The sequence below is a fragment of the Agarivorans albus genome, assembly GCF_019670105.1.
Taxonomy (GTDB): Bacteria; Pseudomonadota; Gammaproteobacteria; order Enterobacterales; family Celerinatantimonadaceae; genus Agarivorans; species Agarivorans albus.
This window is the reverse complement of sequence record NZ_AP023032.1, coordinates 261,255-274,559: the sequence shown is the minus strand read 5'-3', so window position 1 is coordinate 274,559 and position 13,305 is coordinate 261,255. Positions and strand designations below refer to the sequence as shown.

At 45.1% G+C, this 13,305-nt stretch carries 11 protein-coding genes; 4 read left to right on the top strand and 7 right to left on the bottom strand.

The annotated features are described in order from the left end of the window. Positions 1-66: 66 nt before the first annotated feature. The gene (locus K5620_RS01255; RefSeq protein WP_016399849.1) at positions 67-963 is read left to right on the top strand and encodes a LysR family transcriptional regulator; all 897 of its coding nucleotides are present in this window, start codon (positions 67-69) and stop codon (positions 961-963) included. A gap of 38 nt (positions 964-1,001) precedes the next feature. Here K5620_RS01255 and K5620_RS01250 read toward each other — a convergent pair whose 3' ends face one another. The 3 genes from K5620_RS01250 to K5620_RS01245 all read right to left on the bottom strand — a co-directional run bounded on the left by K5620_RS01250 (position 1,002) and on the right by K5620_RS01245 (position 3,247). Next, a complete protein-coding gene (locus K5620_RS01250) occupies positions 1,002-1,421 on the bottom strand; it encodes an Hsp20/alpha crystallin family protein (RefSeq protein ID WP_016399850.1) in 420 nt (139 codons plus the stop codon). A 272-nt stretch (positions 1,422-1,693) separates the two neighbouring features. Beyond that, positions 1,694-1,819, bottom strand: a complete 126-nt coding sequence (locus tag K5620_RS21780; RefSeq protein ID WP_016399851.1) for a hypothetical protein — start codon at positions 1,817-1,819, stop codon at positions 1,694-1,696. Positions 1,820-2,803: 984 nt separating this feature from the next. Next, complete coding sequence (locus K5620_RS01245) at positions 2,804-3,247, bottom strand: hypothetical protein (protein WP_016399854.1); 444 nt, start codon at positions 3,245-3,247, stop codon at positions 2,804-2,806. A 412-nt stretch (positions 3,248-3,659) separates the two neighbouring features. On the opposite strand from K5620_RS01245, the gene K5620_RS01240 reads away from it, so the two are divergent. Beyond that, the gene (locus tag K5620_RS01240) at positions 3,660-5,219 is read left to right on the top strand and encodes a Re/Si-specific NAD(P)(+) transhydrogenase subunit alpha (protein WP_016399855.1); all 1,560 of its coding nucleotides are present in this window, start codon (positions 3,660-3,662) and stop codon (positions 5,217-5,219) included. Between the two features lie 14 nt (positions 5,220-5,233). Then, a complete protein-coding gene (gene pntB / locus K5620_RS01235; protein WP_016399856.1) occupies positions 5,234-6,631 on the top strand; it encodes a Re/Si-specific NAD(P)(+) transhydrogenase subunit beta in 1,398 nt (465 codons plus the stop codon). Positions 6,632-6,727: 96 nt separating this feature from the next. Here pntB and K5620_RS01230 read toward each other — a convergent pair whose 3' ends face one another. The 3 genes from K5620_RS01230 to K5620_RS01220 all read right to left on the bottom strand — a co-directional run bounded on the left by K5620_RS01230 (position 6,728) and on the right by K5620_RS01220 (position 10,005). Further along, entirely contained in the window at positions 6,728-7,663 is a 936-nt protein-coding gene (locus tag K5620_RS01230; protein WP_016399857.1) for a hypothetical protein, read from the bottom strand. A 1,170-nt stretch (positions 7,664-8,833) separates the two neighbouring features. Next, positions 8,834-9,355 carry a DUF2058 domain-containing protein gene (locus K5620_RS01225; protein ID WP_221075631.1) on the bottom strand — a complete coding sequence of 174 codons (522 nt, stop codon included), beginning with the start codon at positions 9,353-9,355 and terminating at the stop codon, positions 8,834-8,836. A 122-nt stretch (positions 9,356-9,477) separates the two neighbouring features. Beyond that, the gene (locus K5620_RS01220) at positions 9,478-10,005 is read right to left on the bottom strand and encodes a RodZ domain-containing protein (RefSeq protein ID WP_016399861.1); all 528 of its coding nucleotides are present in this window, start codon (positions 10,003-10,005) and stop codon (positions 9,478-9,480) included. Between the two features lie 95 nt (positions 10,006-10,100). Between K5620_RS01220 and recG the strand changes: the two genes are divergently transcribed. Continuing rightward, complete coding sequence (gene recG, locus K5620_RS01215; protein ID WP_016399862.1) at positions 10,101-12,182, top strand: ATP-dependent DNA helicase RecG; 2,082 nt, start codon at positions 10,101-10,103, stop codon at positions 12,180-12,182. Positions 12,183-12,199: 17 nt separating this feature from the next. On the opposite strand, the gene K5620_RS01210 is transcribed toward recG, so the two are convergent. Beyond that, positions 12,200-13,141, bottom strand: a complete 942-nt coding sequence (locus K5620_RS01210) for a LysR family transcriptional regulator (RefSeq protein ID WP_016399863.1) — start codon at positions 13,139-13,141, stop codon at positions 12,200-12,202. Positions 13,142-13,305 lie beyond the last annotated feature (164 nt).

The following is a 13,305-nucleotide window of genomic DNA, read 5'->3' as shown; positions in this document are numbered from 1 at the left end:
ATAATCATTCATCAAAGACATGATTTGTTTCCCAGCAGGAAACAATTTAATCAAAAGAGGCCGAATATGGATTGGTTGAACGCGGTGCAAACCTATGTAGCAGTAGTAGAGAGCAGCAGCTTTGTGCAAGCAGCGCAGCAACTCAACATTACTACCTCAGCCTGCAGTAAACGCATCTCTTGGTTAGAGTCTCAATTGCATTGCCAATTGCTATTACGTACGACTCGCAGGGTGCGCACCACCGAGCAAGGCCAGCAGTTTTATTTGCAAAGTTGCGATTGGTTAAGCCAGTTCAATAATATGCGCCAACAACTTGGTCCCTCTAGTCTTGGCTTAACTGGCAGCCTCACTATTGGCGCTCCTGCGGTATCGGGCAGTTTATTTGTGACGCCCTTAATAGCTTCATTTTTACCAAAGCATCCGCACCTTAATATAGAGTTATTAGAAGTAGAGCCAGGGGAAATTCCAGATTTATCACTCGACATTGTAGTAACGCGCCAGCTAGACAATTTTGATAGCACTAGCTATCGCATGCTGCATCTATTTAATTACGCAGTAAAGTGTTTTGCCAGCCCTACATTTTTAGCCGGCTGCGGTTCAATACAAAGTGCAAAGCAACTGCAAGCTCTGCCGCTATTGTTGGTGCAAGGGCAAATCAAAGCAGGCGGAGTAAAACTAAATGAAGGCACTGTGCTTAACCAAGCTTGTCGCTTTGTTACTCACGACCCAATGGCAGCCATTCAAGCAGCTGTTCACCATATGGGCGTAGTGTTGGTCTCGGAAGATCTGGTACAACAACATCTATTAGACGGGAAGTTAGTTGAAGTGCTACCCGGCTTATTGTCTGAGCAACGCAGCGTATGCGCCTATTATCCAGCTCAGCGTTTCGAAAACCCCAATATCAGCGCCTTCTTACAGCACTTACGCGAACAAAGCCAAGCCGCCAGCAATAACCATCAATAACCGGCAGCTTGTGTTACTCAGCCAAGGTGGCACTCCGCTTAACTAATTTCTATTTGCTGCTTTTCACTCACCTTAGCAACAGCTTTGGGCGCTTTAAGCATTAACAGGCCGTTGACTAATTCAGCGCTAATATCCTCAGCTTGAATTGCTTTACCAACATTAATGTTTCTGCGGAAAAAGCCACTACGGCGTTCTTTACGCAGTACACTGTCACCCTGCTGTTGATGTTGCTGCTCAATTTTGGCTTGAATGCTCAACACACCATCGTGTAGCTGCACATCAATATCTTCCTTAGCCACACCAGGTAACTCGGCAACAAATAAGTAGCTATCTTCTTTGTCGATGATATCGACACGCGGTTGGAAAAAACCGTCATCACGCATGGTAAATTGTGGGCTAAAAAGCTGCTCCCATAAATGGTCTTCTCCAAACCAATGATCTCTAGGTAACATGTTCATAATAAGCTCCTTAGTTAGGACCAACACTAAACAACAGCTTACTCAATTTTATTTTAGTAGAGACAACCTGGCCTAACAGGAAGTTAAGGCCAAAATAACCAGCGAGTTTGACCTAAAGCAAACTCATCGATAACTATTATTTTGAGGCTAAGAAAAGGTACAAATTATGCGGTAGGAGGCGGGCATAAAAAAACCGCTAGCCAAAGCTAGCGGTTTAGGATGTAACAAGCGTTAGTTCGAGTCACGAGTTAAAAAGGCAACTACGGGGTAGTTTACTCGGCCGCTTCAACATCTGATTCGCATTCTTTTGCTTCAATATCTTCACTGATTGGAAGGCGCACAAAAAAACCTTTACCAGTTGCAAAACAACGCATCGTTTGTTGTTGGTCTTGTTCCATTTAGATAAATCTCCTAAGTTGTTGCAAGGGTGAAAAAGTTAAATGTTATGTTTAATTTCTCGTTATATTTTGCTTATTGCCACTTGCGTAAGTAAGGCTAGCTAGTGAATAAAAATTGCACAAGAAATAATCAGTAAAAATTCCATTTAGCCAAACATTTCTTGATCTAGCTCAGTCTTGCGGGAGGTAATCTATAGGCTTTTGCTAGAAATGTGAAGTACTAATTTACCACTTTGGGGATGCAAGCCAAATCCACAAAAAATAATACCCATAAAAAACAACAGCTTAAAAACAAGGCAAAATATAAGAAAATATTACTTATAGCTTTTTGGCATGTAGAAAATGTGTTTTACATCTGTTTGGCTATATTCGGGTTAAGCCGAGAAAATAACAATAGATGAATCAGTTACTTACACCGAGCTATCATTCAAATAAAGTCTAGTGAATAATTATTCAAAATAGTAACTAATGACATAAAGGACAGTTGCAAAACTAGAGCGCAGGCCGCTCACAGGCTAGGCTTAGCGCTTTTTGATTTTTACGAAATCGAAAAAAAGCCATAATGCAATAATGGTTGCCGACACCACCACGCCATATTCTAGATAAAGGTGGATATAACCGAGAAAAAAGCTTACTGCGGGTAAAACTAATACAAGCATTAAGGCCAACAACAAATAGCCCAAGATAGTCTCCTCTTTTTTATTAGATTATATCCTGAGAAATTCCCGCCAAGCTACTGCAAAATAGGTAATTTAGAGCGATTTCACTGAGATGTTAACTAGGGCAAGAAATAGCAAAATAAAAACGTAATTCGGTAATGCAAAAACCTTTACCGAATAAAGTAGATAAGCATATTAGATATTTTTTTGGCGCTGATGGTAGTCACTGTGAAAGTAGCGCTATTACACGGCAAACGGTGGAACAAACCAGAGTATCAATCACCAATAAACAAGAGCTTATTGGCATCCTCTACTCAGCGCTGGGTTACTCAAAGTAAGATTTAAGTTGCAGTTGTACGTGGCCATCTTTCCATACTGTGGTGTCTATTTGCGTTTTGCAAATTGCACACAGCGTTTTGTTCGACAAGGTTAAGTGGCCCGACAAACGGTTACCTTTGGCACGAAACAACAAATTATTTTGCGCTTGCCAGCGCACCCCACCACGCCAATTAGCACGCCATTGCGGCACTTGCTGGTAACGTAAAAACTCAGATTGCTCAGTAGTATTAGTAGGAAGCTGGTTACTGCTAGCGCTGCCAGCACTAAAATGCTGCTCTTGTAACCAATTAATATCATTGAATAGATCACTAGCAGCTTGAGGTTGTTCGAGCTCGTTCTCAACACTAAAGTCGAGCGCCAGTTTAGGCTTTGCCTGAACCATGTTTGCCCACACCAATACTGCAATCATTAACGATAATGCAATACCCATAACAACCTCCAACGCACCGTTAGTTTAGTTAACTACTTCCTCTTATGGTTTGGTTTACATCTCGCACCTTGCCAAGCTTGGTCAGGTGCTTTTATTAAAGAGTAGTAGACGCAATGGGTTCTTGCTATTTCCATGCCACTACTAAGCTTTTACACAGGTGCGCGTTACATTCTGCTAACTTTATTCAACCTAGGCATAACCTATCACACCGATAAACTTTACAAATTGGTTTGACCAATGGAAATAAGCGATACTTTTGTGCGAAGTTACTTGACTGTTAGGCCGTAGTTTTCTTTCATACACACCAAATGCGAAAAATTAGCTAACATGCAGTAGCTAACAAACATTTAATATGCAGCGACGTGTTGCCAACACAGCAACTCAACATAACAACCATTAGCAGGAACACACTATGCAAATCGGAATACCTAAGGAGATCTTCGACCAGGAGAGCCGGGTAGCCGCCACCCCAAAAACCGTAGAGCAGTTGCTTAAACTAGGCTTCTCTGTGGCAGTGGAAAGCGGTGCAGGAACAGCAGCCAGCTTTAATGATGATGCTTATAGCGAAGCAGGCGCAGAAATTGTAAGCAAAGAGCAAGCATTTCAAGCTGACCTCATCTTTAAGGTTAACGCTCCACTAGACGGAAGCGACAACACCACCGACGAACTTTCTCTTATAAAGGAAGGCGCAACGGTAGCCAGTTTTGCATGGCCTGCACAAAATCCAGAATTGCTTGAAAAATTTAAAGCAGCCAAGGTTAATTTATTAGCCATGGACATGGTGCCACGGATTTCTCGTGCTCAATCTTTGGATGCACGTAGCTCGCTAGCCAACGTAGACGGCTACCGCGCAGTGGTAGAAGCAGCTAACCACTTCGGCCGCTTCTTTACCGGTCAAATTACTGCTGCGGGTAAAGTACCACCCGCTAAAGTATTAGTAATTGGTGCAGGTGTAGCCGGTTTGGCTGCCATTGGTACCGCTGGTAGCTTGGGCGCCATTGTTCGTGCCTTTGATACTCGCCCAGAAGTAAAAGAGCAAATTAACTCTATGGGCGCAGAGTTCCTAGAGCTTGATTACGAAGAAGAAGATACTGGCAGCGGTGACGGCTACGCAAAAGAAATGAGTGCAGCCTTTATTGAAGCCGAAATGGCCTTGTTCCGCGAACAAGCCAAAGATGTAGACATCATTATTACCACCGCATTAATTCCAGGCCGTCCAGCACCTAAGCTGATTTTGGCCGACATGGTTGAATTAATGAAGCCAGGTAGCGTAATTGTTGATTTAGCAGCAGCCACTGGCGGTAACTGTGAGTTAACCGAGCCTGGCGAAATTGCCGTTAAGCACGATGTAACCATTGTGGGCTTAACTGATATTTCTCGCCGTTTGCCTGCTCAAGCTAGCCAACTTTACGGTACCAACTTAGTAAACCTACTTAAGTTACTTAGCCCAGAGAAAAATGGCGAAATCAACATCGACTTCGAAGACGAAGTTTTACGTGGCGTAGCCTCGGTTAAAGATGGCGAAATCACTTTCCCACCACCAGCGATTCAAGTAAGTGCTCAGCCTCAAGCCGAAGCACCTGCTGCAGAGCCGGCTCCAGTGGAAGAAGAAAAACCAAGCAAGCCTTGGCTAAAACCAGTGCTAGCAGCAGCCGGTGCAGCCGCTTTTGCTTGGGTAGCCGACGCAGCACCAGCAGACTTTGTACAGCACTTCACTGTGTTCTTGCTGGCTTGTGTAGTGGGTTACTACGTAGTTTGGAACGTAACACATGCCTTGCACACTCCATTAATGAGTGTAACCAACGCCATTAGCGGCATTATTATTGTGGGCGCCTTAGTGCAGATGAAAGCCGACACCTCCTGGGTAGTACTACTGCTCTCGGGTATCGCCGTGCTTATCGCCACCATTAATATCGCCGGTGGTTTTACTGTGACTCAGCGGATGCTGAAAATGTTCCGTAAAGACGACTAAGGAGAAATAGTCACATGTCTCAAGGTATAGTTTCTGCAGCGTATTTAATCGCTGCCCTATTGTTTATCTTCAGCCTAGCCGGCCTAAGTAAACAAGAAACCGCCCAGCGCGGTAACATCTTTGGCATCATAGGTATGGTTATCGCCGTACTAGCCACATTAGCTAGCACCCAAGTAACCGGTGGTAGCTGGATTATTACCCTAGCCATGGGTATTGGTGCCGCTATTGGTATCCGTTTAGCACTTAAAGTTGAAATGACCGAAATGCCAGAGCTGGTTGCTATTTTGCACAGTTTCGTAGGTATGGCTGCAGTATTGGTTGGTTTCTCAAGCGCTATCGACCACGGCTCGTTAATTGATTCAGTTACTGGTTTAATTGACCCAGTAGCAAAATCTATTCACGACGTAGAAGTATTCCTAGGTATCTTTATTGGTGCAGTAACCTTCACCGGTTCGGTAGTCGCCTTTGGTAAACTTCGCGGCCTTATTAGCAGTGCCCCTAAAGCCCTACCAGGCGCTCACTGGTTAAACTTAGGCATGATTGTAGTATCAATCTACCTAGGCAGTGTATTCATGGACAGCGGCTCTATGTGGCCACTGGTTATCATGACCTTTATCGCCTTTGTATTTGGTTACAACCTAGTATCTGCAATCGGCGGCGCCGATATGCCAGTGGTTGTATCTATGCTTAACTCATACTCTGGTTGGGCAGCAGCAGCGGCAGGTTTCATGCTAGGCAACGACTTGCTAATTGTAACCGGTGCACTAGTAGGTAGCTCGGGTGCAATTCTGTCTTACATCATGTGTAAAGCAATGAACCGCTCGTTCATCAGCGTAATTTTAGGTGGTTTTGGTAGCGAAGGTGGCACAGTAGCTACCGACGTAGACCAAGGCGAACATACCGAAGTACAGGCTGAAGAAGTTGCCGAGATGCTAAAAGATGCTAACGAAGTAATTATCGCCCCAGGTTACGGCATGGCAGTAGCACAAGCCCAATACCCAGTAGCCGAAATTACCAAAAAACTGCGTGATAAAGGCGTGAACGTACGTTTTGCTATTCACCCAGTAGCAGGTCGCTTACCTGGCCACATGAACGTATTGTTAGCCGAAGCCAAAGTACCTTACGACATCGTAATGGAAATGGACGAAATTAACGAAGACTTCGCCTCTACCGACGTAGTACTAGTAATTGGTGCTAACGACACGGTTAACCCTGCAGCTAAAGAGCCAGGCAGCCCAATTGCTGGTATGCCAGTACTAGAAGTATGGGACGCGAAAAACGTGATTGTATTTAAACGTTCAATGGCGACTGGTTATGCCGGTGTTCAAAACCCATTGTTCTTTAAAGAGAATACAGACATGTTGTTTGGTGATGCTAAAGAAACAGTTCAGAAGATCCTTTCTCATATCTAAGCAGATAGCTTGTTAAATATGAAAGCCGCTCATTGAGCGGCTTTTGTTTTAATATGGGAAGTTGAATTAGTGACTAAAATTGTCAGCTACAATAAATCATTTCTGATCTTTAGGGAGCTTCATGGTTATATTCGATAGCACTACAACATCTTGATGCATTTTCTGAAGCCTTTGTATAATTAGCGCGTAAATTTTCACTTTTACAGACGGGTCCGAGCATTCTCCTGTAGATTGAAATGTTGTCAGTGTCTGCTCAACTATCATTTCAACTGATCCTTTAAGAACTTTAGATTTCTCATGGTATACATTCGAGCCTTCATCCCCAATTATGTATGTTAAACGATTGACGGAATTAAGGCTGTCAAACAGCGGGTGCTCAAGATTCAGGCACGCTCGGTCTATTGACTCAATAAGCATCTGATTACTAACAATATCATCTATAAGGTTGTCGTATTGAGAAACTATAGTTGCTGGAATTTCTTTAGCATACCTAGCCTCATGAAGTTTCCATTGAGTTAGCTCCTTTTTCCAGCTAACTATAACTTCACGCTTATCAATCAAAGTAGAAAGCATTACAGTATTGTCCGTAGTAGATTCTACTGTAGGAGTAGTAACTGATTTCCCAAGAAAGTAGATTGCTGCATCACCACTAAACTGCTCACACATATCCAAATAATAGCTTCTTCTCGAAGCCGAACTTTCCGATTCTTTCACTATATAAGGCCACAAATAGCTAGATAGCTCTACCAGATTGTTATCTCCTTCATAGGCGGCTAGTTTATCTTGCAGATTTTTAGTTGCAGACAGAAAACGCGCATTTGAAGAATGAAACTGCTTTGAGTTGACATGAAGGCTATCGTATAAAAGATTGCATTCTGCAATCTTAGAATCACTGTCATTGATAGCGCGAACTAATGTATCGTGCATTGCTAACACTAAGGTATCTGGTGATTTCACTTCCTCATTTGAAGTACAACTAGTAATAAAAAAAACAACCAGATTTAAAATCGTTAATCTAAACACGGACTTCATATTTATCCTTAAAAAACTCGGGTATTGTTTGTGTTGTCTACCTGAAAAAGAATCTTAAACACAATCCTTTGTTCGGTAGTACAATTCTCGAACATTCATTACTAAAAAGAAATTTATCAAAAATTTAAGTTCTAGCGCTAGCTTTACTTGCCGATTTCGCCCTGACGGCGACTTCCTTTTTCTTTGAACAGCCAAAGAAAAACTAAGGAAAAAGAAAGGCTGCCCCAGCATCATCTTCTTCCTGCGTTGCTCACTCACAGCGGCGTCAAAACAACTCGCTACGCTCAAACAGGTTTTGCCTATACCCGCAGCTCGCTTGCGCTACTCGGCGATGATGAGGGGGAAGGAAGATCAAGAGCCCACGGCGGGCCGCTCTCGATCCCCATCATTCCCGCTGAGTATCGCAGTAAATCAACGAAATAAGCCGAGGACAGTTTGAGCGCAGCTAGTTTCCGTAGGCGCATTGATTTATGAGAAACGCAATATTCAAGAGAATGCGGGGCGGCCTTTCTTTTATACACTTTTCTTTGGCCGCACAAAGAAAAGTGTATCGCAGGCAAGGCGAAACCAATGCGCACAACTAGCTTATTTAAAACAAGTTTTACCTTTACCCACCACTCGATTGCGCTACTCGCGATGATGAGGGGGAAGGAAGATCAAGAGCCCGCAGCGGGCCGCTCTCGATACCCATCATCTCCGCCGAGTAGCGGAGTAAACAAGGGATTAAACCGAGGACTGTTTGAGCGTAGCGAGTTTCCGAAGGTGCCCTTGCTTACGAGCAACGGAGGATGTAAGGAGATGCGGGCTGCCTTTCTTTTGTGTACTTTTCTTTGGCAGAGCAAAGAAAAGTACATCGCCGTCAAGGCGAAACCTGAACCAACACCCAGCATTAGCTCAAATTAAAGCTAATAAAGCCTCAAGCACGCAGTTCTGCTTCCAATGCACCATCATCGCCGCCAAGGCGAAACCAAAATCAACACCAAGCAGTGGCTCAAAATAAAACGAATGAAGCCTCAAGCATACTGTTATGCTTTCAATACACCATCATCGCCGCCAAGCCAAAACCTGAGCCCACAAAGTACATCGCAAGCAAAATGGTTAACGAGAAGAGGAAGCTTACAAATACAAAAAAACCGCTAATTAGCGGTTTCTTCTCAAACTAACATCCCATTACCACATCAAATCATCTGGGATTTGATAATCAGCATATGGGTCATCTTCATCAATTACATCTTGGCTTGGGTCGTTAATTAGCACTACTACGCTTTCATCACGCTGGGCAATCTTTTCCGCCACAATCGTAGGGACTACTTCATAAGCTTCGCCCAGAGTAACAATGGCTAAACGGCCGTTACTAAGCTGCTTGCGCAGTTCTTCGGTAACATAAATCTTTTTAATTAGGCCTTCATGGGTGAAGTTGTAAGCTTCTTCGCCACGCTTTCTGTCTAACATGTTCATCTCAATCAATTGCTTGATTTGAGCGGCAACGGCTTTTTTGGCTTTCTCGGCATTTTGTTGCTGAGCTAATTCGGCGTCACGCTGTTGTTGGTCAAGCTTGGCTTGCTCGGCAGCTGCTTTTACTTCTTTGGCCAAGGTGCGTGATTTTTTATTGGTTTTGCCTACTTTTTTGGCTTTTTTCTTGTCAACTAAACCAGCTTTAAGCATCTGCTCTTGCAGCGATAACTTGGCCATAGCAAATCTATACCTTTGAATTCGATGGGTGGATTTATAATGCAGCACAACGGCCACCAAAGGCCTAGATAATACGTGAAGCGGCTACAAATTTGAACCTATAGCGAACAAGTTAACCTGGCCTACTCGGCTTGTGGCGCTAGGGTTAACGACAAAGGTTGATCTTGCGGATAGCCCGACAAATCAATCTCGCTACCATTAAGTTTTAAGCTAAAACCCTCGATTTGAGAAAAGTACAAGGATGCTGGGTGCATTACCTGCCAAGTGCGCAGATCACCCATGCCTAACCAGCCATCAAATACCACTTTATCGCGACCATCAATAAGCAGTAATTCGGCTCGGTCGTCGGCTTCAATTTCTAGCTCTATAACTTGCTCTGGCTTTAAGGCTTCTGGTTGCCACAAATCGCTAGGTGCGACCCAATAGTAGGTTCTTGCACCTTGCCAACGATGGGGTAACTGAGCAGGCGGACGAATTGGGTAAATAGGTCGAATTGGACGTTCAATAGGATGGCTAGGGATTGGGCGCTCTATGGGTTGCTCGGGTTTGTGTAGCTGCGCTGGGCGAGCGGCCTGTTCCGCCATACAGGCTTCTATAACGCCAATGGCTAACAGCAAAGCCAAACCTATATTACAAAGAAACCTTAGCATTTCTCGCCCCAACCACAGTTAAACCCTTGATTAGTAATAATAGCCGAAAAATTCATATATACTCTTGGTACATGATCATATTTACAGTGGTTTAAGTGGAATTAAGCAGCCTGCCCATCACCGCACTTAAAGGAGTGGGTGACAAACTTGCCGAAAAACTCCTACGCCTACATATTCGAAATGTTGGCGACTTGCTGCTGCACCTCCCCCTGCGTTATGAAGACCGCACTCGCGTATGGCCAATTAACGACTTACTGCACGGCGCGCATGTTTCGGTGCATGGCGAAATTACCAAGGTGGAAACCATTCACGCCCGTCGCCGTATGCTAACGTGTCGCATCAGCGATGGCAGCGGCAGTATTACCCTGCGCTTTTTCAACTTTAATAACGGCCAAAAGGCTGCCATGCAACAGGGTAAGTGGATGCGTTGCTTTGGCGAAGCTAAGCGCGGTAAGCATGGTTGGGAAATGATCCACCCGGAATACAGCATTGTTGCTGATCCTAGTGCACCGTTAATGGATGAAAAGCTTACCCCGGTTTATCCCACTACCGAGGGTTTAAAGCAGCTCAATTTGCGTAAACTCAGTGAGCAAGCTTTTAAGTTACTAGAGCAATATCCCTTGGTAGATTGGCTACCAGCCGCATTACGCCCCCACGGTTTAGATCTTAACCAAGCCTTAATGCAGCTGCATCGCCCCGATCCAGATACCGAGCTCAGCTTATTAGAAGAAGGCCGACACCCTGCCCAGCAGCGTTTGGTATTAGAAGAACTAGCCGCCCACCAGCTCAGCATGTTAAAGCTACGTCAAGAGCAACAGCGCCAAGCAGCCATTGCTTTACCGCTAGCCAGTGACCTAGAACAGCAATTTTTAGCCCAGCTCCCCTTTAAACCAACCAATGCCCAACAACGGGTGGTGGCCGAAATTAAAAGCGATACCCAGCAGCCACATGCCATGATGCGTTTGGTACAAGGCGATGTAGGCAGTGGCAAAACCTTAGTAGCAGCAATGGCGGCTTTGCAGGCTTTAGCGAATGGTTACCAAGTGGCACTGATGGCGCCCACCGAAATATTGGCTGAACAGCATGCGCTTAATTTTGCCAAGTGGTTCGCGCCCCTAGGCATTAAAGTTGATTGGCTTGCTGGCAAACAAAAAGGCAAAGCTCGCAACGAGGCTATGGAGCGCATAGCCAGCGGCGAAGCGCAAATGGTAGTGGGCACTCATGCCATTTTCCAAGAGCAAGTGCAATTTGCCAAACTCGCCTTAGTGATTATCGACGAGCAGCACCGCTTTGGGGTGCACCAACGCATGGCCTTACGCGAGAAAGGCGCCGCTGTAGATGGCAGCAACACTTTACCACATCAGCTAATTATGACGGCTACCCCTATCCCTCGCACCTTGGCGATGACGGCCTATGCCGATTTAGAGCTGTCGATTATTGATGAGCTGCCGCCCGGGCGAACCCCAATTAAAACCGTGGCCCTGCCAGATACTCGTCGTGAGCAAGTGATCGAACGGGTGTATCAAGCTTGTCACAATGACGGGCGCCAAGCTTATTGGGTTTGTACCTTAATTGAAGAATCAGAAGTCCTGCAGTGCCAAGCAGCCGAAGACACCGCCGATACCTTACAAAAACAATTACCCGATTTACGCATCGGTTTAGTGCATGGCCGCATGAAACCGCAAGAAAAGCAGTGGGTAATGGAGCAGTTTAAAAACCATCAACTTGATTTACTGGTGGCTACCACCGTGATCGAGGTGGGTGTGGATGTACCTAACTCCAGTTTAATGATTATAGAAAACCCCGAACGTTTAGGTTTAGCTCAGCTCCACCAGCTACGTGGCAGAGTGGGTCGTGGCCAAGTAGAAAGCCACTGCGTATTGATGTACCACAGCCCCTTATCTAAAACCGCCAGTTCACGTTTAAGTGTATTGCGCGACAGCACCGACGGTTTTGTAATTGCCCAACGCGATATGGAAATTAGAGGCCCTGGCGAACTACTTGGCACCAAGCAAACCGGTTTAGCCGAATTTAAAATTGCCGACTTAGTACGAGACCAAGCAATGATAGGCGAAGCGCAGCGCCTAGCTAAACAACTTCTTCAGCAAACACCGGTTGCTATTGAACCCTTAATTGACCGTTGGTTAGCCGGCCGCGAACAATTCGCTCAAGCTTAGCAACATATGACACTCTGTTAGTTGATGCTAAAGATCTCATCGCGGCATTTTTCCACCAAAATCTCCTGTAACCATAGGTACAAAGGATTTTGCCGATTGCGGTAGTGGAACACATAGCCGGTATCATACTTCAATGCCAAACCTTTAAACTCTTCACTTAGCTGCAACTGCCTAATGCCAGGAATATCTTCTGGCGGGTAATAGGTCACGCTGGGGTAAACTAAATCACTCACCCGCAATACATCCATAATCGATCCCGGCAGTTCAGAACGAAAACCAATAGTCACCTCTACGCCATGGGCTGCCAAAAACTTTTCTGCTTCGGTGCGCGCCGCACTCCAACCCGGAACATGAATGAGCGCGGTAGCGTAGCTTTCAAAATCTTGCGGGGTGACAATGTCGTCACCAATTGGATGAGCATCGCGCGCATAGACATAAATAGGCTGGCGCCATAAACGACGTTGCACTAGCTCTTTCGAGCCTTCTACCGGCAACAAACACAAACCAAAATCAATTTGCCCACGCTGAATCAACTCACAAGTATCGGCTCCCCAAGTAGCTACTTGCAGACGTAGATCCGGCGCATGCTGCTGCAATGCAACAAACAAACGCTTAGCTACCGACGCTAATAACATTGGGTGCATAGCAACTTTTAGTACGCCTTCTAACTTAGCTGGGTCAAAGTCATTATGGTGGTCAACAACGTTAGCAAGCTCGGCTAAGATGCTTGGCAAGCTAAGCGATAACTGTTCGGCTTTTGGGGTGGCAATAAGCCCATGTTGAGCGCGTACAAAAAGCTCATCTGCAAAATGCTCTCGCAACTTTTGCAAGCTGCGGCTAATCGCTGGCTGACTAACATTCATACGTTCGGCAGTACGGCGCGTATTAAGCTCTTGCGCCAACACCACAAACACTTTTAATAAATTTAAATCTAGCGTCTCAAAGGAACTATTAGTCACCTACTTCCTCCAGCATTATTCTCCAGTAAGCCCCTTAAACATTAGCAATGAATCGCGCTAAGCTCATCATTTTTCGAAGAAGCTAGGCATTTACTGAGAATCAACACATAAACTGTGGCGGCAGGCACAAAAAAGCCGCTACTGCTTAGCGGCTTTTACGAATA